Origin of the sequence: Streptococcus sp. HF-100 (genome assembly GCF_015594635.1) — a bacterium.
GTDB classification, from domain to species: domain Bacteria; phylum Bacillota; class Bacilli; order Lactobacillales; family Streptococcaceae; genus Streptococcus; species Streptococcus vaginalis.
On sequence record NZ_JADNQV010000006.1, the window covers coordinates 127,772 to 149,335 of the forward strand.

The following is a 21,564-nucleotide window of genomic DNA, read 5'->3' on the forward strand; positions in this document are numbered from 1 at the left end:
TTCCTCCTGTTAGGATATTCGTTTGAATTGACTGATGAAAAATCCGTCACTTCCATACAATTCTGGCGTAATTAAAATACAGCCATCTTTTAGAATATCCTGTCTATTATGTTCTAGTTTTACCTGTTTAAAATTTGGATGAGCTGCCAAAAACTGCTCAACAACTTGAAAATTTTCTTGCGAAACAATCGTACAGGTACTGTAAGTTATTATACCACCTTTTCGCAAGCTTTGACAAACACTATCCAGTATCTCAAGCTGAATTTTTTGCAACGAGGCAAAATCTGCATTTTCTTTATTGTATTTAATATCTGGTTTCCGTCGGATTAGACCAATTCCTGAACACGGCGCATCTACTAAAATTTTATCAAAGGCGTCTGCTCCAAAAGTTTCAAAAACCTTTCTCGCATCTAGCTTTTTCGTAATCACTTTATCTGCCACACCTAAGCGCTGTGCATTTTCTTTTATCAGAGCCAACTTATGCTCATAGAGATCTAATGCCGTGACCTGTCCTGTCGTTAAGTAAGAAGCAATGTGCATGGTTTTACCACCGGGTGCACTGCATGCGTCTAACACTTTTTCATCGCCGCGCAATTCAAGAGTTGGCGCGACCAATTGGCTAGATTCGTCTTGAATAGTAATAGCACCTTCCTCAAACAAGGCATGCCCTGCAAAATGACCGTGGCTTTTCACCAACGCACTCGGAGCTAATAGCGAATCTTCTGCCTGCAACAGTTGTTTTAATTCTTCTTTACGGCTTAGGTCCACTACTCGAACGCTGGCTTTATTTCGAAGAAATAAACTCTCAAAAATGGATAGAGCTCGTTTTTCACCGTACTCTTCAATCAGCACTTTAACCAGCCAAACTGGCAGAGAATACTGAATAGAATAGCGTTTGTTTTTACGTTTAATACTGCCTATATCTGCCACACCGTCCCGCAATAGTCTTCGCAGCACTGCATTGACGAACTTTTCGCTTCCCTTTTTTCGTGCCTTTGCCAGCTCTACCGCTTCATTGACGACCGCATGCGCTGGAATTTTATCAAGATACTGTATTTGATACAAACTCATCAACAAAAGAATATAAAGCCAGGAATCCAACTTATCTCGATTTTCAATAACATGAGACAAATACCATTCTAAAGTGATTTTACGTGCAACGGTACCATATACGATTTCTGTTACAAGTCCTTTGTCTGCAGAACTTAAAGGCACTTCTAGCAATGTCTGATTGAGAGCAATATTGGAATAAGCTCCTTCTGAAAAAACTGCTTCTAAAACTGCAAGAGCCGTTTGCCGCGCTGTTTTTATTTTATTGACCAAAGAAATCACCTACTGATAATTGCCGTCCCAGACCATTCAGAAAATCAATGATAGTCATTTTGGGCTTTCCAGCTGGCTGTACTGTTTTCAGAGAAAGTGCTCCCTCACCAGCCGCTACAATCAATTCCTTTTTCCTGATAGCAAGAATTTCTCCCGGTTGACCAGCTCCTTCTACTGGAGTAGCTTCGTAAATTTTAAAACGCTCTCCATTTAAAAGCGTATGAGCTACTGGCCACGGATACATGCCTCGAATCTGATTAAAAATTTGTCGATTGGTCTTGATCCAGTCAATTCTCTCCTCTTCTGGTAAAATATTTGGTGAAAAGGTAACTTGATTTTTGTCTTGCGGAACTGGTTTTAAATCTCCAGCTAGATAACTAGGCAAGCTCTCAAGTAGCAAATCGCGTCCGACCAACGCTAACTTTTCAAACATCGTCCCAACATTGTCTGTTTCCTCAATAGGAATCGCTCGACGCGCAATCATATCACCCGCATCCATCTCTTTGACCATTTCCATAATAGTCACACCAGCTTCTTTGTCACCATTGATAATGGCATAGTGAATGGGAGCTCCTCCGCGATATTTTGGTAACAACGAAGCATGCACATTGACGGCAAAATTGACCGAATCTAGCAATTTGCTTGGTAAAAATTGACCGAAAGCTGCTGTGACGATACCATCAGCGTTTAAATTCATCAAACTATCTAATTCAGCACTTTTAGACAATTTCTCTGGCTGATAGATTGGTAAGCCATAGTCTAAAGCCAGTTCTTTAACAGGCGTCATGCGGATTTCTTTTTTACGTCCTACTGCGCGATCTGGCTGTGTAACTACTGCCAAAATCTCGTACTGTTTGCTTTCCAGCAATCCTTTAAGCACCGTTGCAGAAAAATCTGGCGTTCCCATAAAAATAATGTTTGTCATGGTTTCCTCATATTCTTTTTTACTATTATATCAGAAGAAAGCCTGCTTTTCTTTAAAAAAGCTAAAATAAGGCTACATAAAACTTTGTGGCTCGTGGTCTATACTTAAACGTAAGTCCTTATTGTCCTTTTCTTGCGTCCAATCCAAAATCTGATTTAAAACCTCTTGCAAATGCTCCTCAAAACGGTATTTAATCATCAATTGATAATGATAGAGGTTGTGAGTGCGGGCAATCGGCTTAGGAGTTGGTCCTAATATCTGAGCCTTCTCTGACAGAGCAGAACGTATCATATTCAGCACTGTATATGACTTTTTAACAACCTCTGCTTCCATTTTATGAGACAAGGTAAGTCCCACCGTAAAATAATAAGGTGGATAGGCCAACTGCTTTCTAATACTCATTTCATAAGCATAAAAGCCCTCATAATCCTGATTTTTCGCAAAAGTAATCGCATAATGCTTCGGATTGTAACTTTGAATAATCACATGACCTTCCTTTTCAGCTCGTCCTGCACGCCCAGCAACCTGAGTTAAGAGTTGAAAGGTGCGCTCAGATGAACGAAAATCTGGCAAATTCAAAGCCGTATCCGCATTGAGCACTCCCACGAGAGTAACATTTGGAAAATCCAGACCCTTTGCAATCATCTGGGTTCCCAGCAAAATATCTGCACGCCCTTCACCAAATTCTTTTAAGATTTGTTCGTGACTGCCCTTTTTCCGGGTAGTATCAACATCCATTCTCAAAATACGAGCCTGCGGAAAGGCTTCTGCTAATTCATCATAAGCTTTTTGTGTCCCAGTTCCATAGTATCGAATGCTCCGACTGGAGCAATTCGGGCAACTGTGGGGAATCCCTTTTGAGAAACCACAATAGTGACAATTCATACTTTTGGTATCCATGTGCAAGGTCAAGGAAATATCACAATTTGGACAGGTGTCAACCGTTCCGCATTCACGACACATGACAAAACTAGAATAGCCCCGTCGGTTCAACATCAAGACAACCTGCTCTTTTCTATCTAGCTTGTCTTGAATGGCTTCTAACAAAACAGGCGTGAAATTACTAGCTTCATTTTGCCCAATATAATCACGAAAATCCACAATTTCCACTTCAGGAATCTGAGCTTGCGGCTTGGCTCGCTTGGTCAGTTGCAAAAAGTGATACACACCTTTGCCAGCCCGCGCTCTGCTTTCTAAACTCGGCGTCGCCGACCCCAACACCAGAACGGCTTGATTGTACTTTGCACGTAGTAAAGCGACATCTCGCGCATGATAGCGTGGATTGGAGTCTTGCTTGTAACTCGCTTCATGTTCCTCATCAATGATAATCACTCCAATATTTTTTAAAGGAGCAAAAATGGCAGAACGAGCGCCAACAACAACTTGCGCTTCTCCTCGCTCAACTTTGCGCCATTCATCATACCTTTCCCCATTTGAAAGCCCCGAATGAAGAATGGCTACTTTCTTTCCAAAACGCGAAATGAAGCGGTTTGTAACTTGTGGTGTCAAGGAAATTTCAGGCACTAACATAATGGCTGTCTTGCCACAGCTGAGCGCCTCCTGAATGACCTGCAAATAGACCTCCGTCTTACCGCTACCTGTCACTCCTTCTAGCAGAAACGGCTTGCCACCATGCCCGATTTGTTGCGTGATAGCTTGAACCGCAGCTTCCTGCTCTTCATTTAATACCAAGGCAGAAGTCGCTGAAATATTTTCAAAATAAGCCTCAGAACGACTCACCTCTTTTTCAACGATTTGCAAAGCTGCTTGCTCTATAAAATAGTGAATAATTTCCCGTGAAAATGTTTCTTTCAAATCTGCTAAACGGTGCATTCCAGTCTGAACTTGCAAAATGTCTCGCAAGGCTTGCTTTTTTTTCGCCCGTTGGGGAATGACTAGCTGCTCCAAAATTCCTTGATTAACCTGATACCATTTTTCTGTTTTAATATGCTTTTGATCTATCGCTTGGTATTCTATCTGAATCGCCCCTTGCCGTGCCAAACGCATCACCTTAGCTTGCAATTCTTTATCAAGCGATGAGAAATGTTGCTGATCTGCATTGCCAAAAATGAGCAGTCGATCTTCTTCATTCAAAGAAGGTTGCGCATGGAGAATCTTATCATAGCTGGAGTTCAGAAACCCCGGCAACATAGCTTTTAAAATTGAAATTTTGTAAGAAAAGACAAATTTTCTCAATTCTTCTGCCAGCCACAGCTGCTCCTCATTTAAAACTGGTGTAAAGTCTAACACTTCCACGATTTCCTTCAATTCTGTTGTCGTTTCTTCTGCTAGCTCTACGACAATCCCTTGAATCAAGCGATTAGCTTTCCCAAAAGGCACATGCACACGCATGCCAATTTCTAACATAGTCGAAAATTCTTTCGGAACTGCATAACTATAAGGTTTATCTGTCTGCATTAGAGGAACATCCATAATGACTTTTGCAATCTGCACTTTCTCACCACCTCGCATTTCTCAGTAAAAGAAAAAATAAGATTGAGCTGACCCAACCTTAAATTTTTTCACCCTCTTCTTTTTCCTTGGCAATTTGTTCTTTAATTTTACGCTCTTCTTCTTCTTTACGAAGTCGCTCTTCTTCAAGGCGACGACGAACAGCTTCTCGCTTGCCTTCAGGATCTGGGTGAATCCCAACATTGCCAGATTCGATTTCTTCCAAAGCACGAAGTGTTGATTTGACAGACTTAAACTCTTGAGTTGGAGTAGCACCCTCTTCCAATTCATGAGCACGTTTTGCTTCAAGAATCACCAAGGAATATTTTGAAGGTACCTTATCAAGTAAGGTGTCAATTGAAGGTTTTAACATCATAATTCTTTACCTAATTTCTAAATTCTTATCTAACTGAAAGTTGTTCTGATAGCATATCTTGATAGTGACCGATAACACGCTCCACTCGAAAATGTTCAGCTTCAATCACACGTTTGACGCGCTCTGCTGCTAAGGGAACTTCATCATTGACAATCGCATAGTCATATTCGCGCATGAGAGCAATCTCTTCTCTTGCCTTAGCAATGCGTCTAGCAATTACCTCAGCACTATCTGTTCCGCGCCCCACCAAACGATCTTGTAATTCTGCCAAATCAGGTGGCGTCAAAAAGATAAAAACAGCATCTGGAACTTTTTTCTTCACTTGAAGTGCCCCTTGAACTTCAATCTCAAGGAAAACATCAATTCCTTTATCTAAGGTTTCATTCACATAATTCAAAGGAGTTCCATAGTAATTACCGACATACTCTGCATATTCCAACATCTGACCTTGTCGAATCAACTCCTCAAATTCTTCTCGCGTACGGAAAAAATAATCCACCCCGTCCACTTCACCGGGACGCTGAGCACGAGTTGTCATGGATACAGAGTATCGAAACTGATTGTCCGAGCTTTCAAAAATCTCACGTCGAACCGTTCCTTTTCCCACACCTGAGGGACCAGAAAAAACGATTAACAAGCCACGATCCGCCATCATATCTCCTTCATTGTCTTTCTATCTAGTGTAACAAAAAAGCAGTATTTTTTCAACTGCTTTTTCGCATAGATATGTGCTTGTTTTTGAAAATCAATATAGGCATCATTTGCTTACAGGGAGCTGCACATCATAGATGAGTAGCTCATGTTAAGCAAGGTCTATTTGGCATAATCTACAGCACGCATTTCCCGAATGACCGTTACTTTGATATTTCCTGGATATTCGAGGTTGTTTTCAATCTTTTCACGCACATCATGAGCCAAGATAGTAATCTTATCGTCTTTGATTTGACCAGGATTGACCATAATCCGAATCTCACGACCTGCTTGTAAGGCAAAACTATTTTTCACACCTTCAAAACTATTGGCAATTTCTTCCAAATCTTGCAGGCGCTTGATATAGCTTTCAAGAGATTCGCTACGAGCACCTGGACGAGCCGCACTAAGTGCATCAGCTGCTGCAACAATAACTGCAATCACACTTTCAGGTTCTACATCACCGTGGTGACTAGCAATTGTATTGACCACAATTGGATGTTCCTTATACTTACGAGCCAATTCTGTTCCAATTTCCACATGGCTACCTTCCACTTCACGGTCAATAGCCTTTCCAATATCGTGAAGGAAGCCTGCACGGCGAGCTAAGTTAGCATTTTCACCGAGTTCACTTGCAATGACACCAGACAACTTAGCAACTTCAACAGAATGACGCAATACATTTTGCCCATATGACGTACGGAATTGCAAGCGTCCCATAATCTTCATCAAATCCGGATGTAAGTTTGGTGCACCGATTTCATAAGCCGCTGCTTCACCATATTCACGAATCTTATGGTCAATTTCCAGACGATTCTTCTCTACTAATTCTTCAATGCGAGCTGGGTGGATACGACCGTCTTTCAACAGGGCTTCCATTGTCATGCGTGCAATTTCACGTCGAATAGGATCAAAACCAGATAAAGTCACCACTTCTGGTGTGTCATCAATAATGACATCAATACCCGTTAAACTTTCAAAGGTTCGAATATTCCGACCTTCACGTCCAATAATGCGACCTTTCATCGTATCATCCGGCAGATGAACTGTTGAATTGGTTTGCTCCGCAACATAGTCACCTGCAATCCGTTGCATGGCTTGGACTAAAATATCCTTTGCCATTTTATCAGAACGTTCTTTGACTTCTTGCTCTGCTTCACGAATACGCGTCGCAATTTCCTTTGATAACTTATCCTCAGTCTGAGTGAGAATGATATCTCTGGCTTCAGTTTGTGAAAGTGAAGCAACACGCTCTAATTCTGCTTCTTTGTGCTGCTCCAACTCTGTCAGTTTGTTTTCACGCGCCTCAAGGTTTTTGTTTCTATCAGAAATACTTTGTTCTTTCTGCTCGAGTATTTTTTCTTTGTTGGTCAAATTGTCATCTTTACGATCAAGACTTGTCGCACGTTCTGTCAAACGACTTTCCAATTGCTTCAATTCTTGACGATCAGATTTAAATTCTGCCTCAACTTCTTCTCGATATTTTCTGGCTTCTTCTTTTGCCTCTAACAGTGCTTCTTTTTTAAGGGATTTACTTTCGCGCTTCACTTCTTTTAATAACAAATCCGCTTCGCGCTCAGCTTGTCCACGTAAATTAGTTGCTTCTTGTTCAGCATTTAAAAGAGTAAGTTCCGCAGCTTCTTTCGCAGATTTCATGCGAACTGTGATACTTACATATCCAATGACTAAACCAATGATGACGGCAAAAACACCTGCAAAAATCATTTCCATGTTTTTACCTCAAATTATTGATATTGAATTGTAAAATTCTTAATTATTTTATCATAAAAATCGATTTTTCACAAACTAAATTCTTATAAATACGTGACTGTTTTCACATTCTTTTTCGCGAATCCTTTTTCCTGTCTGGCTTTGGTAAGCAGAATTTTTTTCTTTGCTAGAGCAAAATATGGTATAATTTATTAAAAGTAAAAGGAGTTCTATTTATGGTCAAAGAAGTCATTGTTGAAAGTTTTGAGTTGGATCACACGATTGTCAAAGCCCCCTACGTACGCTTGATTTGCGAAGAGGTGGGACCTAAAGGGGATATCATTTCCAACTTTGATGTTCGTCTGGTACAGCCTAATGAAGATGCCATTCCGACCGCTGGACTTCATACGATTGAACATCTGCTAGCCAAGCTCATTCGTACTCGCATTGATGGTATGATTGATTGTTCGCCTTTTGGCTGCCGTACCGGCTTTCACATGATTATGTGGGGTCAACATAGCTCAACTGAAATTGCTAAAGTCATTAAAGCTTCTCTAAAGGAAATTGCTGAAGCAACCACTTGGGAAGATGTCCCTGGTACAACTATCGAATCTTGTGGCAATTACAAAGATCACAGCCTCTTTTCTGCCAAAGAATGGTGCAAGCTAATTTTAGATCAAGGAATCTCTGACGATCCTTTTAAACGCCATCTTGTATAAAATAAAAAAAAACGGGCAGGAACTTCAAGTTTCCTACTCGTTTTCTTTTTATTGACGAATTAAGTAATCAAACGCTCCCAAAGCTGCCGTTGCTCCTGAACCCATTGAAATAATGATTTGTTTATAAGCGCTATCTGTACAATCACCTGCTGCAAAAATTCCTGGCACATTTGTTGCACCATGTTTGTCAACAATAATTTCACCGCGTTCATTAAGAGCAACTGAGCTATCTTTGAGCCAGTCTGTATTTGGCAAAAGACCAATTTGAACAAAGACACCGCTGAGTTCAATTTTATGTTCTTCATTATTCGCACGATTGAGATAAGTAATGGCTTCAACTTGATCAGAACCTTGAATTTCTTTTGTAGCCACATTGGTTAGAACTGTCACATTTTTAAGTTGCTGTACCCTGTCTTGCAACACTTGATCAGCTTTCAAAGTTGGTAGAAATTCTAGTACATAAACATGCTCTGCCAGACCAGCTAAGTCAATGGCTGCTTCAATTCCAGAATTGCCTCCACCGATAACAGCCACTTTTTTACCTGTGAAAATAGGACCGTCACAATGTGGACAATTGGTTACACCTTTCGTCCGGAACTCTTCTTCACCAGGAACATTAACATTTCGCCAGCGAGCACCAACAGAAAGAACTGCTGTTTTCGCTTTCAGAACAGCTCCATTTTCAAGCTCCACTTCAATCAAATCCTTTTTCTCAATGTTCTTCACACGTTGATTCTTCATGATATCAATTGGATATTTCTTGGCATGTTCTTCTACCTGCGCCATCAGCTTAGGTCCTTCTGTATAAGGCGTACCAATCATATTTTCGATACCGACAGTCTCCATAACTTGTCCACCGAAAGTTTCAACGACCATACCTGTACGAATTCCCTTACGAGCAGCATAAATAGCTGCGCTGCTTCCTGCAGGTCCGCCCCCAACAACCAACACATCAAATGGTTCTTTTTTGTCAAATTCTTCACTTGAAGCAGGTCCAGAAATCTTGTCGAGCAGTTGCTCAATGGTCATACGACCATTTGCAAATTCTTCACCATTTAGAAAAACCGTTGGGACAGCCATGATCTTTTTGTCTTCAACTTCTTGTCTAAACATGCCCCCTTCAACCATTGTGTGGCTGATAGTTGGATTCAGCACAGCCATTGTATTCAGTGCTTGAACAACGTCTGGACAATTATGACAGGTTAAGCTGACATAAGTTTCAAAATGAAGCGGCTGCTTAATAGCTTGAATTCGTTTTATAACAGCATCTTCTACTTTTGGTGCGCGACCAGAGACTTGCAGCAAAGCCAGCACAAAAGATGTAAATTCATGCCCTAAGGGAAGTCCTGCAAACTGCACACGCCCTGCTTGCCCCACTTGTGTAACGGTAAAACTTGGCTTGCGGTTAGTCTCTATATTTTCCAGTGATAAACGTGGAGACATTGCTACAATTTCCTCTAGAAAAGCCCGCACCTGCTCAGAACGCTCATCTTGACCTAAAGAAGCTTGAAATACAACATCAGATTCTAAAAGTTCCAAGTATTGCTTCAGTTGTGCTTTAATTGTTTCATCTAAAGCCATATAAGCCTCCTTAAATTTTACCAACTAAATCAAGACTTGGAGTCAGTGTTTCAATTCCTTCTTTCCATTTAGCTGGGCAAACTTCACCTGGATGACTCCGAACATATTGTGCAGCATGGATTTTGTCAATCAAGACAGAAGCATCGCGCCCAACACCGTCTGCATTGATTTCAAGTGCCTGTACAACACCATCTGGGTCAATGATAAAAGTACCGCGTTGAGACAATCCACTTTCATCTAACACATCAAAACCAAGAGAAATAGCATGAGATGGATCGCCAATCATGATGTATTCAAGTTTTCCAATGGCATCTGAATGATCATGCCAAGCTTTATGTGTAAAATGCGTATCTGTTGAAACAGAATAAACTTCCACACCTAGTTCTTTAAGAGCTGCATACTGCTCTTGCAAGTCCTCCAACTCAGTCGGACAAACAAATGAAAAATCAGCAGGATAGAAGCAGATAACGCTCCAATGACCTTTTAAATCTTCACTAGAAACTGTGATAAATTTCCCGTTTCCAGCGTGATAAGCATCTGCTGTAAACTCGACAATTTCCTTACCAATAAGTGACATAAGATTACCTCCAAAATTAGTTTTATAATAAAATAAAAATCTTATAAACCCATTATAGCCTATAAGATTTTTAGTGTCTAATATCTTGCTTGAAAACGTTTCCTAATAATCCAAAGCATCTGCGTAACCCGCGCCATTTCCTACAAAATAACCCGTTTTACAGTTAATACTAAAGAGGTAGGTTCCGTCTGTTCTAAATAAATTGTAATAACCATTTCCGTTGATAATATTCACACGTTCAAGAATATAATTATCTCCTGTGAAATAGCCACGTTCCCGTGAGGTTGCTAAGATTTTTTCTAACACACCAGGATTGAAATTCCAAGCTGGATTATTACTGTCGTTAATTTTAGTTTGGTCGTATGGTACTCGACTTAAATGACGCTGTAAATTCGTGCCTGACGCTGGTGCTGCTGGAGCAGTTGTTTGCGCTGGTACAGAAGCTGGTTGTTCTGCTACAGGTGCTTGAGCGGAGCTTTGTGACGGTGCAGCGGCAGCCTCAGATTGAGGATCAGAGGTTTGTTGATTCTTTCCTAAGCTAATCGCAGATTTCAACACCTTATCCAAGTCCGTATTTCCAGTTGTGACATCTGTAAATTTAGCATCAGCCTTAACCTTTGCTTTAGTATCCAAAACACCATCTGTAATAGCTGCTGAAGTGAATTGCGCATTCACATTTTGAACAGCTTCAACTTGTTTGACCAAACTATCATATTTTGCTTTGGCAACATTGTATTCGTTGGTGTTTTTTAATTTTTCTAGTGCTACTTTCAATTTATCTAAATTGCCAAAACTACTATTTTTCAAAGCTAATTTATTGGCATCTGTAAAGAATGAATCATAAAGACTGTTGAAAGCCTTCAAATCCTTATTTTCAGAGCTAGAAGTAGTAGAAGATTTACTGGTTTGGCTCGTTGAATTTGTAGCTGGCTTTGCTTGCTTTCTATTCAACGACAGATAAACAGTCCCACCGATTAGAGCCAGTAAAGCAACACTCGCTGCAGAATAGAGGACTTTCTTATTTTTATAAAATGGAACGTTCCCTGTTTCCATTTCTTCATCTAACGCTGTAAAAGTCGGATAGCTTTCCGTTGTCTCAGTTGAACTCACAGGAATATCATCCATTTCAGGCTGAATTGGTTCCATTATTTTTGTCTCAGCCTCTAACTCCTCTGGAGTTTGTGTACTGTTTTCTTCCGAAGTTTCTTGCGGTTCTGCTTCGCTGGCTGCAAGTGCAGCTACTGTTTCATCAAAGGCAGACTCCTCAGACGCTACCTCTGCAGATTCTAGGGGGGCTTCCTCTTGAACCTCATCGTGCATCTCCTGGATAAATTCTGCCAAGTCTAACTGGCTCAGTTGTTCTTGATCTTCTGCTTCAGACATTTCTTCTGCAGATTGAGCCGAAAATTTTCCAGCTTCAATTTCTTGACGGTGCTGTTTAATATATTTATCCAGCACATTGTCCTCTTCCGTCACCCCTGCTTCAAGTTCTTCGCTTTTTCGAGCAGCTTGACCAACTGTCATTTCTTTAGCTGTTTCAAAATCAAGAATTGATTCTTTTTCTTCTTGTTCTGGCAAATGTTTTTCGTCTTTACTCACGGCAAATCCTTTCTAATCTATCTGACGTTTGATTCTCTGACCAAAATATTGGTACAAATCAACTTTTAAAGTCCCGTTATAGAGTTTTCGTTTTTTATCGGCTTGACTGCCAAATTTTGCTTCAAACGCTTCATCACTCGTCAAGATAAACTTGCTCCACGTTTTTAGTGGTGCAAAAGTCTGCCCCATTTCTTGATAAAGCTTGGTTACAGAATCATCATCCAGCAATCTCTCTCCATAAGGGGGATTGGAAACAATGACACCATTTATCTTGTCGGTATGCAAATCCTGCAAGCGCATTTGCTTGAAAAGAATCTGCTCAGAAACACCTGCTTCTTCGGCATTTCGTTTGGCAATCTCCACCATACGTGCATCAATATCAGTTCCTAAAATATCAAGCTGAATGTCTTGCTTAATCTGTCCTAAAGCTCTAGCACGAACACGCCCAACCAAGTCTGAGTCAACCCAATTCCATTCTTCAAACGCAAAATGGCGATGAAGCCCCGGCGCCATATTCATGCCAATCATAGCTGCTTCAATACAGAAAGTTCCTGAACCACAGGTCGGATCAACCAAGGGCTTATCTGGATACCAATTGGATAAGAGCAGAATCGCAGCCGCCATATTTTCTTTAATCGGTGCGCCACCTTTTTCAGCCCGATAGCCACGTTTAAAGAGACTAGAGCCTGTCGTATCGATTAAAACAGTTGCCACGTCTTTCAAAATAGAAACTTCAATCTTGAACTCAGCTCCATTTTCCATTAGGGGAACACCCTCTGGTCGAGCATAGTGCTTTTGCAACTTTTTGACTACTGCTTTTTTAGAAATAGCTTGCACACTTGGTTCATTGTGAAGTTTTGATTTGACACATTTTGCCTTGGCAATTGGAAATTTTGCTCCAAGCGGTAAATAGTTTTCCCAATCCAAAGCAAAAACACTCTGGAATAATTCCTCAAAGGTCTTAGCCGGAAAACTGCCAACAACAATCTTAATGCGGTCTGCTGCACGCAACCAGAGATTAGTTTCAATAATGGTTTCAACAGTTCCGTCAAAACGCACGCGACCATTTTCCACTTGACATTCTAAGCCAAGATTTCTGATTTCACGACCAACCACAGCCTCTAAACCAGCCGCAGCAGTCGCAATCAACTTAAATTTTGTTTTCATTCGTCCTCTCAAAATAAAAGCTAGCATAATACGCTAGCTAAACCTATATGCAACTTTCTATAAGCCATGTTTTGTTCCAGAAATAACTAGGTATCATTTCCTTCGATAATCATCTGTCTACTGTTTCCAGTCAGAATGCTGCGTTCGTTTCCACGCATTCCGTGCCCCGACCAAAGTTTGGGTTGCTAGCTTGAGGGGTTTACCGCGTTCCACTTCTTGTGTTTCCACAAAAACTACGTCACTGTGGCACTTTCAGGACTATTCCAGCATATCCAGAGACGTAGCTGTTTCGTCCGCCGTAACGATTTCTCGTCCCTAGGCTTATTGTTTCACCTAGCACAAACACTACGGGCATCACAGCCCGTGCTAGCATGGACTTTCCTCATGAAAAGACGACTCTTCACGCGATTATCCAAAAATTGCACATTACTTATTAAATTTCGTTATTTAAGATTTGCTTGCCGAATACTTCTTTTTCCAAACGATTTAAGCGTTTTAAAATATCAAAATTTGTCAGCGTAGCAGATGCCACTTGAGGGGTTTCCATGATAGATTGCGTCAAAGGTGAAGTTGCCGCCTCATTTGACTTTTTAGCGAGTTCTGCTTTCAAACGAGCATTTTCTTCACGCAGTTCCTTTACCAAAGCAGCATACGTTTCGTAATCTTTAATGACATCATCTAAAAATTCGTCCACTTCAACCTTGCTATATCCACGGACGCCAACTTTAAAATCTTGATCAAAAATATCTTTCGGTGTGTAAATAATACTAGCCATTTCTCTCTCCATTCTCGTTCATTACTTTAATTATATAAAAAATGAACCGCAAAAATCAAGGTTAAACATCTAATTTTCGGAAAAATTTTCTGCGACCTCATTCAAGTCATCAAATGTTAATTGTTTGATAAAATATTGTTCTTGTTTCTTCATCATTTGGTAAAGATGTTTTAAATTTGTTTCATTTTCTTCATCGTAAAAAATATAAGCCCCGTCTGTATTACTGAGTAGAAAGTGATTGTAATCACGAAATTGGATGGGATTTTCATAATGAGGATAGGCGTATTTAACAAAATCCACCTGTTTAAAACGACTTAATTTTTCCTGATTGGCTTCATTCCAGTTTCCACCTTGATTCTCAAAAGTAAAAATCGTCGCAATTTGAAAATCGTAATCTTGCTGCAATTCTTTTGCAACCTCTAGTGCCCAAACTTCAAAACCTAAGTTCCCAGTAAAAATCAGCCACTCCGCACCTTCTTCCAATAAACGCGTCAAATCTCGCTGAATGGCTTTTTTAATAATCTTGATTCGAGGGTCTTTGTCATTAAAAATTCCCAAATCAAAATTCCGATAACCCACTATTAGTACGCTAACCACTTAAATTATCCCTTTATTTCCTTTTTTATGTTATAATAGAGTGATGTTATTGTACCAATAAGGAGATATATGGTCAACTATCCACATAAAGTTCCCTCTCGAAATTCATTAAGACTTCCCAAAAAGAAGTCCGTTGACTTTGCGAATCGGGGAATGTCGTTTGAAAAAATGATCAATGAAACGAATGATTATTATCTTAGTCACGATTTAGCGGTCATTCACAAGAAGCCGACCCCTATTCAGATTGTAAAAGTGAATTATCCCAGACGTAGTCGGGCAAAAATTGTTGAAGCCTACTTTCGACAAGCCTCTACAACAGACTATTCTGGTGTCTATCAGGGACATTATATAGATTTTGAAGCAAAAGAAACACATCAAAAAGCTTCCATGCCGATGAAAAATTTTCATGCTCATCAAATCAAGCACATGGAACAAGTCGTCAAACAAGGAGGAATTTGCTTCGTTTTATTGCACTTTTCAGCCTTAAAATTGACATATCTACTTCCTGCTCCTTATTTAATTAACTTCTTCAAGATTGACAAGGGGAAAAAGTCCATGCCACTTGACTACATTCAAAAGCATGGATATTCTATCTCACAGAATGGTCTTCCTAGCATTCCCTATCTTGAAATCATTCAACAAAATTTACTAGGTGGTAAAATAAATGAATAAGCAATCTTTACTGACAGCTGCAAAATATGTAGCTATCGGTCTCATTACATTATTTATGCTTGGAGTTATAGCTGGTGGAGGAATTTTTCTCTATCAAGTTCACAAGGCACCTGCCTTGTCAGAAAAGAAACTAGTCGCCACAACTTCCAGTAAAATCTATGATAGTGAAAACAATCTTGTTGCTGACTTAGGTTCTGAAAAAAGGGTCAATGCGGCAACAAGTGATATTCCAACTGACTTAGTACGAGCTATCGTTGCAATTGAAGACCACCGTTTCTTCAATCATCGCGGCGTGGACTCTGTTCGTATTTTGGGTGCTTTCTTGAATAATCTGCACAGAGGAAATCGACAAGGAGGGTCAACGTTGACGCAACAGTTGATTAAACTGACCTACTTCTCCACTTCAAGTGCCGACCAAACACTATCACGGAAAATTCAAGAAGCCTGGTTAGCTATTCAATTGGAGCGCAAAGCCACTAAGCAAGAAATTATTACATACTATGTAAATAAGGTCTATATGTCAAATGGTAACTACGGTATGCAAACAGCTGCTCAAAGTTATTACGGCAAAGATTTGAAAGATTTAAGCTTGGCTCAAACTGCTTTATTGGCGGGGATGCCTCAGGCACCAAACCAATACGACCCTTATACAAAACCAGAAGCAGCAAAAAATCGTCGCAATCTTGTATTGTCAGAAATGTATAAACTCAAATACATCTCTGCTGAGCAATATGAAAAAGCAGTCAATACACCCGTCACAGATGGTCTGCAAAGCTTAAAAAATTCAGCTTCTTATCCTGCTTACATGGATAATTACTTAAAGCAAGTTATTGAGCAAGTCCAAGAAGAAACGGGTTATAACTTGCTGACGACGGGAATGGAAGTGTATACAAACGTAAACAGAGCGGCTCAAGAACGCCTTTGGAACATTTATAATAGCAATGAATATGTTGCTTATCCAGATAATGAATTACAAGTAGCTTCTACCATTATAGATGCTACAACTGGTAAGGTAATTGCTCAACTAGGAGCCCGAAATCAAGCTTCAAATGTTTCTTTTGGTACTAACCAAGCAGTTGAAACCAATCGCGACTGGGGATCAACCATGAAACCAATCACGGATTACGCTCCAGCCATTGAAAATGGCATTTACACTTCTACAGCTGCTTATATTAGTGATGCTCCTTATAATTATCCTGGAACAACTACTCCAGTCTACAACTGGGATATGCGCTATTTTGGAAACATCACCATTCAGTATGCACTTCAAGAGTCTCGGAACGTTCCAGCTGTCAAGACGTTAGAAGCTGTCGGACTCAGCAAGTCTAAGAAATTCCTAAGCGGACTGGGCATTAATTATCCAGATATGGTATATGCAAATGCCATTTCAAGTAACACGACAAAATCCGATCGAAAATATGGTGCCAGCAGTGAAAAAATGGCTGCTGCCTATGCTGCTTTTGCAAATGGTGGAACTTATTACAAACCACAATATGTCAGCCGTGTTGTCTTTAGCGATGGAACCTCAAAAAATTTCTCTAATCAAGGTACAACCGCAATGAAAGAAACAACAGCTTACATGATGACAAATATGCTGAAAACAGTTCTTACATCTGGTACTGGGACCAATGCAGCTATATCTGGTGTCTATCAAGCTGGTAAAACAGGAACTTCCAACTATTCCGATGATGAATTGGCGAAACTAACGAAGCCTTATGGTGGCTCTAGTGTTGTGACTCCTGATGAACTCTTTGTTGGTTATACGCAGAAATATTCAATGGCGGTATGGACAGGTTACACTAATCGTCTTACTCCCGTTCTGGACGACGGTGTGAAAGTCGCAACAGATGTTTACCGTGCGATGATGTCTTACTTGTCTGAAAGCGGGACAGAAGACTGGGAAATGCCTAGCGGCCTTTATCGTAGCGGAAATTATGTCTTTTTAGCCAATTCCACTAATAGATACCAAGGAAATTATTATAATTCTACTTCCAGTTCGAGCCTTGAAGAATCATCATCTTCTTCAAGCAGCCAAGAAAGTTCTACCCAAGAGTCATCAAGCAGCTCTGCTTCATCAAGTACAGAACCGAGTGCTTCTACGTCTGCAAGTTCTCCTAATAGCAGTGGAAATTCAGAAACTCCTCCTTCACGAAATCGATAATGAACAAGTTCCTGAAAGCCAAGCCGTTTAAAAGTTAACACCTTCAAATCAGAGTTTTGTAAAAATTAAAAAACACGAACAATCAAGACCAGTAAATAACTGGCTATAAGATTGTTCGTGTTTTTATATTTCAATTCCTTGTGGAATCTCCATGAAGCAGTCTTATACCTTATGAAAATCTCTTCAAACTTCGTCAGTTTCATCTGCGAGCTCAAAAGCTCCTCTTTTGATCTGCTTATGACTCATCTCTTAGTTTGCAATTTGATTTTCATTAAGTCTCAAAGTTTTATCCCACTTCTTTTTAATTCTTATTATTTGCTAGCCAAAGCTCCCATTGGATCCCATGGGGCAAGTACTTTTGGTTCTGCCTCATAAGCAGCTAGTTCTTCTGCTGTTAAGAATTCCTTACGGACAACGATTTGATAAGTGTACTCGTCCATCCAGTCGTCGCTGGCAACAAAATAACCTTTGTCTCCGACTTTGTCACCCCAAGAATTTTCTACTTTCCATTTTGTTGATTTTCCATTTTCATCCAAATCAACACCTGTCAAGACCATAGCATGGGTCATGAGACTTTCGCTGTAATCCAAACGTCCTGCCTTATCTTGTGTCAATTCAATATCCATACTTGAAGTAAAATCATACATATCATTCACCATCACACCAGCCTTGCGGTTGCTAGATTGACCGACATCAGAACCAAACCAAACAGTTTCTCCAGCCTGCATTTGAGCAATAGCCAGCTCTTTCAAACGCTCCATATTAACATTCAAATAACGGACATCACGTGCTCCTACGACATTTCCTAACATCTCAACTGTATAAGATTTACCGTATGGTTTGTCAGCTGTAGGAGCATTGATGATTGAAACGTAATCATCTAATTGAAGATCTACATATTTTTTGTAAAATGCTTGTGGTGTCAGTCCACTTTCGCTGTGGAAATTGTTGTCTTTATCACGATAAGCAAAATCAAAAGTACGAGGTGGAAGTCCAAGTGACATTGCTAAGAAATTAAAGATTTCTTGCAAGAGCTCTTCTTTTTTAGCTTGAATAGCTATCGCATCTGCTCCACTAGTAACCAAATCACGCAAAATTTGTGCATCTTGACGGAGTAATTTATTAAGATATTGGTTGAGCTCACGGCTATTGCTAGATGAAATGGATTCTGGGTAAACTGATTTTGGAACAACTCCATATTTTTCAAAAAGTGCCACAACCATATCCCATTGTCCGCCGTCTTGTTGAGGCGTATCTAAGAGGAATTTCACTTTGCGACTGGTTAAGTCTTGGTCAGCTGTTGCTAAGACTTGCTCTAAAAACCAGTTGGATTTTTCATATTTATCCCAAAAGAATGTGTGCGCTTGAGACAATTCAAATTCTTCTAATTGAAAGCCTGCAATCATTTTATGACGGAATGTATTGAGCGCTGCAAACATCCAGCAACGTCCAGACGCTTTTTGATTGCTGACTTTATCTTTGGTTAAATCAATGGAAAACACAGGATTGTTTTCAATTGCACTGCTGCGCTTTTCAAGCGATGTTAATAAACCATTGTGGCTAACTGCATTTTCAATTGCAGCATACTTGGCAGTTGCTTCATAATTTGCATATAATTTATCTGTAAATTGTTGATCTATAGAATTCATAGATACCTCCTTCTAATTCTAAACACTATTATAGCTTATTTTCAAAATTCTTCAAACAAAAAGTTAGGCGCACCTAACTTTTTGTTATACCACTAATTTTAGTAGTCTTCGTATTCTAAAAAAATTGAGTCAGAACAATTCTCCTGCTTATTTCCAAAAATCATCGAAGATTGTAATCGGCAAATGACGTTTATGCTCGCCTTTGTGCCACCAAGATTCAATGGTAGCTTTCGATTGGTCAGAAATGGTCTTACCTTCCAAATAGTCATCAATTTCGTTATAAGTGACACCGAGAGCGACTTCATCTGCAATGCCTGGCTTTTCTTCTTCCAGATCCGCAGTCGGTACTTTCTCATAGAGGGCAGGATCAGCGCCCAAGGCAGCCAACAGTTGCTTACCTTGCCGTTTATTGAGACGGTAAAGGGGAAGAATATCTGCACCACCATCACCAAATTTCGTAAAGAATCCTGTGACGTTTTCTGCAGCATGATCCGTTCCAACCACTGCTCCTTTATAAGAGCCTGCTAAAGCATATTGCGCAATCATGCGACTGCGAGCTTTAATATTGCCTTTATTGAAGTCTGAGACCGTTGCTCCTGTAGCCTCAACCGCCTTTGTCATAGCATCTGCACTTTTTTTGATGTTGACTACAAGACTGACATCCGGCTGGATAAAAGTAAGAGCTCGCTGTGCATCCTCTTCATCAGCCTGCACCCCATATGGCAAACGCACTGCGATAAATTGATAGCTAGCATCGCCAGTCTCCGCACGCATTTCCTCTATGGCCAATTGCGCCAAACGTCCTGCTAAAGTAGAATCTTGTCCGCCTGAAATTCCCAAAACATAGGTTTTCAAAAAAGAATGTTTTTTAAGATAATCCTTTAAAAAATCAATGGATTTACGAATTTCTTCCTGTGGGTCAATGACAGGTTTCACGCCTAACTGCTGGATAATCGTTTCTTGTAAGGTCATTTTGTTTCTCCCATTTGATTCGCTTTTTTGCGCATTTGATCAATCAAATCAACCTTGTCTTGCCATACATCACGCGCCAAATCCACAGGATAATCTTGCGGATTAAGGACACGTTTGTATTCGTCCCACAACTTGTCAAATTCCTTGCGAGCATATTGTTGGATTTCTGTTAAGGTTGGCAATTCATAGACAAGTTGGCCTTGTTTAAAGATATCAACCAAAAGAGGCACTGCATCAAAATTTGTCACTGTTTTATTGATGTAGGTGTAAGTTGGGTGGAACATTTCTAATTCGGCAATAGCATTCACATCTACGCCATCATAAGTGATATAGTCTCCTTCTGACTTGCCTTTTGCACGGCTAGTAATCCGCCAAACTTGTTTTTTACCTGGTGTTGATACTTTTTCCACATTATTAGAGAGCTTAATTGTATTACGCAAATTGCCATGTTCATCTTCAATAGCCACAATCTTGTAAACTGCTCCCAGTGCTGGCTGGTCGTAAGCAGTGATGAGCTTCGTTCCGACGCCCCAAACATCAATTTTGGCTTTCTGCATTTTCAAGTTGAGGATTGTATTTTCATCCAAGTCGTTTGATGCATAGATTTTCGCATTTGGGAATCCAGCTTCATCCAGTTGCTGCCGGACTTTTTTAGAAATATAAGCCAAATCCCCTGAATCAATCCGCACTCCAAGGAAATTGATTTTATCCCCCATTTCACGCGCTACTTGAATCGCTGCAGGCACACCGAGGCGGAATGTATCATAGGTATCCACCAAGAAAACACAGTCATGGTGCGTTTCAGCATACGCTTTAAAAGCTTCATAGTCATTTCCATAGACTTGGACGAGAGCATGAGCATGCGTTCCTAAGACTGGAATATCAAAGAGTTTTCCAGCCCGAACATTACTGGTTCCATTTGCTCCACCAATCACTGCCGCACGAGTTCCCCAGATAGCCGCATCCATTTCCTGTGCTCGACGTGTACCAAATTCCATTAAAGGCTCATCTTCGATGACTGAGCGAATCCGAGCTGCCTTTGTCGCTACCAAGGTTTGATAGTTGACAATGTTTAATAAGGCGGTTTCCACTAATTGACATTGAGCAAGGGGACCTTCTACTTGAACAATGGGTTCATTGGCAAAGACCAAATCTCCCTCTTGTGCAGACCGCACTGTTAATTCCAATTTCAAATTTGCCAAATAGTCTAAAAATTCTTCATCATAGCCAAGAGAACGAAGATAGGCAATATCACTATCTGAAAATGTCAAATGATTTAAATAATGAACCATCCGCTCCAAGCCAGCAAAAACAGCATAGCCACTATGAAAGGGCTCTTTCCGAAAATAAACTTCAAAAACAGCACGTTTATTATGAATATTTCTTCTAAAATAAACTTGCATCATGTTAATTTGATACAAATCCGTATGCAAGGTTAAACTATCATCTGGATACATAACGACTCCTTGTAAGATGTATTTTCACTTATTATACCACAAATCAAAAGAACAAGAGGAATTCTTGTCCAACTTTAGGTGGTTAAACAGCTATTCTAAGTTTTCTGTTGTATTGCGCTGTTTAAATTTTCAGTTTTAAAACATCTTAAAAACCAAGGTGCAT

The 21,564-nt window shown here is 40.1% G+C and carries 18 protein-coding genes and 1 other RNA gene; 3 read left to right on the forward strand and 16 right to left on the reverse strand.

Annotation, left to right across the window (positions count from 1 at the left end):
• Positions 1-9 precede the first annotated feature (9 nt).
• The 6 genes from rsmB to IYQ23_RS07175 all read right to left on the reverse strand — a co-directional run bounded on the left by rsmB (position 10) and on the right by IYQ23_RS07175 (position 7,496).
• Entirely contained in the window at positions 10-1,323 is a 1,314-nt protein-coding gene (gene rsmB, locus IYQ23_RS07150; RefSeq protein WP_195674497.1) for a 16S rRNA (cytosine(967)-C(5))-methyltransferase RsmB, read from the reverse strand.
• Positions 1,313-2,248 (reverse strand): methionyl-tRNA formyltransferase, encoded by a 936-nt coding sequence (gene fmt, locus IYQ23_RS07155; RefSeq protein WP_195674498.1) that lies wholly within the window; start codon positions 2,246-2,248, stop codon positions 1,313-1,315. The genes rsmB and fmt overlap by 11 nt, the downstream gene beginning before the upstream one ends.
• A gap of 72 nt (positions 2,249-2,320) precedes the next feature.
• Entirely contained in the window at positions 2,321-4,702 is a 2,382-nt protein-coding gene (locus IYQ23_RS07160) for a primosomal protein N' (RefSeq protein WP_195674499.1), read from the reverse strand.
• 58 nt (positions 4,703-4,760) lie between these two features.
• Positions 4,761-5,075: a DNA-directed RNA polymerase subunit omega gene (rpoZ, locus tag IYQ23_RS07165; RefSeq protein WP_003070247.1), complete on the reverse strand. Its 315-nt coding sequence runs from the start codon at positions 5,073-5,075 to the stop codon at positions 4,761-4,763.
• Between the two features lie 25 nt (positions 5,076-5,100).
• Entirely contained in the window at positions 5,101-5,727 is a 627-nt protein-coding gene (gene gmk, locus IYQ23_RS07170) for a guanylate kinase (protein WP_003070249.1), read from the reverse strand.
• Between the two features lie 161 nt (positions 5,728-5,888).
• Complete coding sequence (locus IYQ23_RS07175; protein ID WP_049507081.1) at positions 5,889-7,496, reverse strand: ribonuclease Y; 1,608 nt, start codon at positions 7,494-7,496, stop codon at positions 5,889-5,891.
• Positions 7,497-7,711: 215 nt separating this feature from the next.
• Here IYQ23_RS07175 and IYQ23_RS07180 point away from each other — a divergent pair, with 215 nt between their 5' ends.
• Complete coding sequence (locus IYQ23_RS07180) at positions 7,712-8,194, forward strand: S-ribosylhomocysteine lyase (protein WP_195674500.1); 483 nt, start codon at positions 7,712-7,714, stop codon at positions 8,192-8,194.
• Positions 8,195-8,242: 48 nt separating this feature from the next.
• Here IYQ23_RS07180 and ahpF read toward each other — a convergent pair whose 3' ends face one another.
• The 7 genes from ahpF to IYQ23_RS07215 form a co-directional block, all read right to left on the reverse strand.
• Entirely contained in the window at positions 8,243-9,775 is a 1,533-nt protein-coding gene (gene ahpF / locus IYQ23_RS07185) for an alkyl hydroperoxide reductase subunit F (protein ID WP_195674501.1), read from the reverse strand.
• 10 nt (positions 9,776-9,785) lie between these two features.
• Positions 9,786-10,352 carry an alkyl hydroperoxide reductase subunit C gene (gene ahpC, locus IYQ23_RS07190; RefSeq protein ID WP_106100099.1) on the reverse strand — a complete coding sequence of 189 codons (567 nt, stop codon included), beginning with the start codon at positions 10,350-10,352 and terminating at the stop codon, positions 9,786-9,788.
• A 102-nt stretch (positions 10,353-10,454) separates the two neighbouring features.
• Entirely contained in the window at positions 10,455-11,951 is a 1,497-nt protein-coding gene (locus IYQ23_RS07195; protein ID WP_195674502.1) for a cell division site-positioning protein MapZ family protein, read from the reverse strand.
• 12 nt (positions 11,952-11,963) lie between these two features.
• Positions 11,964-13,118: a THUMP domain-containing class I SAM-dependent RNA methyltransferase gene (locus IYQ23_RS07200; protein WP_195674503.1), complete on the reverse strand. Its 1,155-nt coding sequence runs from the start codon at positions 13,116-13,118 to the stop codon at positions 11,964-11,966.
• A 55-nt stretch (positions 13,119-13,173) separates the two neighbouring features.
• Positions 13,174-13,538, reverse strand: an RNA gene (gene rnpB, locus IYQ23_RS07205) — RNase P RNA component class B.
• Positions 13,539-13,551: 13 nt separating this feature from the next.
• Positions 13,552-13,893, reverse strand: coding sequence for a cell division regulator GpsB (gpsB, locus tag IYQ23_RS07210; RefSeq protein ID WP_003036439.1), 342 nt, complete (start codon positions 13,891-13,893; stop codon positions 13,552-13,554).
• Between the two features lie 69 nt (positions 13,894-13,962).
• On the reverse strand, positions 13,963-14,490 hold the full coding sequence (locus IYQ23_RS07215) for a DUF1273 domain-containing protein (protein ID WP_070670907.1): 528 nt from the start codon (positions 14,488-14,490) through the stop codon (positions 13,963-13,965).
• A 69-nt stretch (positions 14,491-14,559) separates the two neighbouring features.
• On the opposite strand from IYQ23_RS07215, the gene recU reads away from it, so the two are divergent.
• A complete protein-coding gene (recU, locus tag IYQ23_RS07220; RefSeq protein ID WP_195674504.1) occupies positions 14,560-15,162 on the forward strand; it encodes a Holliday junction resolvase RecU in 603 nt (200 codons plus the stop codon).
• Positions 15,155-17,323: a penicillin-binding protein PBP1A gene (gene pbp1a, locus IYQ23_RS07225; protein ID WP_195674505.1), complete on the forward strand. Its 2,169-nt coding sequence runs from the start codon at positions 15,155-15,157 to the stop codon at positions 17,321-17,323. The genes recU and pbp1a overlap by 8 nt, the downstream gene beginning before the upstream one ends.
• Positions 17,324-17,634: 311 nt before the next feature.
• Here pbp1a and pepC read toward each other — a convergent pair whose 3' ends face one another.
• The 3 genes from pepC to IYQ23_RS07240 all read right to left on the reverse strand — a co-directional run bounded on the left by pepC (position 17,635) and on the right by IYQ23_RS07240 (position 21,401).
• A complete protein-coding gene (pepC, locus tag IYQ23_RS07230; RefSeq protein ID WP_049516866.1) occupies positions 17,635-18,972 on the reverse strand; it encodes an aminopeptidase C in 1,338 nt (445 codons plus the stop codon).
• A gap of 147 nt (positions 18,973-19,119) precedes the next feature.
• Positions 19,120-19,944 (reverse strand): ammonia-dependent NAD(+) synthetase, encoded by an 825-nt coding sequence (gene nadE, locus IYQ23_RS07235; protein WP_195674506.1) that lies wholly within the window; start codon positions 19,942-19,944, stop codon positions 19,120-19,122.
• Entirely contained in the window at positions 19,941-21,401 is a 1,461-nt protein-coding gene (locus IYQ23_RS07240) for a nicotinate phosphoribosyltransferase (RefSeq protein WP_106383716.1), read from the reverse strand. The genes nadE and IYQ23_RS07240 overlap by 4 nt, the downstream gene beginning before the upstream one ends.
• Between the last annotated feature and the right edge of the window lie 163 nt (positions 21,402-21,564).

What these genes read in the sequence shown, in the direction of transcription:
- fmt (WP_195674498.1), bottom strand. Translation starts at nt 2,248, where the DNA reads ATGACAAACATTATTTTTATGGGAACGCCAGATTTTTCTGCAACGGTG.
- rpoZ (WP_003070247.1), bottom strand. Translation starts at nt 5,075, where the DNA reads ATGATGTTAAAACCTTCAATTGACACCTTACTTGATAAGGTACCTTCA.
- gmk (WP_003070249.1), bottom strand. Translation starts at nt 5,727, where the DNA reads ATGGCGGATCGTGGCTTGTTAATCGTTTTTTCTGGTCCCTCAGGTGTG.
- IYQ23_RS07175 (WP_049507081.1), bottom strand. Translation starts at nt 7,496, where the DNA reads ATGGAAATGATTTTTGCAGGTGTTTTTGCCGTCATCATTGGTTTAGTC.
- IYQ23_RS07180 (WP_195674500.1), top strand. Translation starts at nt 7,712, where the DNA reads ATGGTCAAAGAAGTCATTGTTGAAAGTTTTGAGTTGGATCACACGATT.
- ahpF (WP_195674501.1), bottom strand. Translation starts at nt 9,775, where the DNA reads ATGGCTTTAGATGAAACAATTAAAGCACAACTGAAGCAATACTTGGAA.
- ahpC (WP_106100099.1), bottom strand. Translation starts at nt 10,352, where the DNA reads ATGTCACTTATTGGTAAGGAAATTGTCGAGTTTACAGCAGATGCTTAT.
- IYQ23_RS07200 (WP_195674503.1), bottom strand. Translation starts at nt 13,118, where the DNA reads ATGAAAACAAAATTTAAGTTGATTGCGACTGCTGCGGCTGGTTTAGAG.
- gpsB (WP_003036439.1), bottom strand. Translation starts at nt 13,893, where the DNA reads ATGGCTAGTATTATTTACACACCGAAAGATATTTTTGATCAAGATTTT.
- recU (WP_195674504.1), top strand. Translation starts at nt 14,560, where the DNA reads ATGGTCAACTATCCACATAAAGTTCCCTCTCGAAATTCATTAAGACTT.
- pbp1a (WP_195674505.1), top strand. Translation starts at nt 15,155, where the DNA reads ATGAATAAGCAATCTTTACTGACAGCTGCAAAATATGTAGCTATCGGT.
- pepC (WP_049516866.1), bottom strand. Translation starts at nt 18,972, where the DNA reads ATGAATTCTATAGATCAACAATTTACAGATAAATTATATGCAAATTAT.
- nadE (WP_195674506.1), bottom strand. Translation starts at nt 19,944, where the DNA reads ATGACCTTACAAGAAACGATTATCCAGCAGTTAGGCGTGAAACCTGTC.
- IYQ23_RS07240 (WP_106383716.1), bottom strand. Translation starts at nt 21,401, where the DNA reads ATGTATCCAGATGATAGTTTAACCTTGCATACGGATTTGTATCAAATT.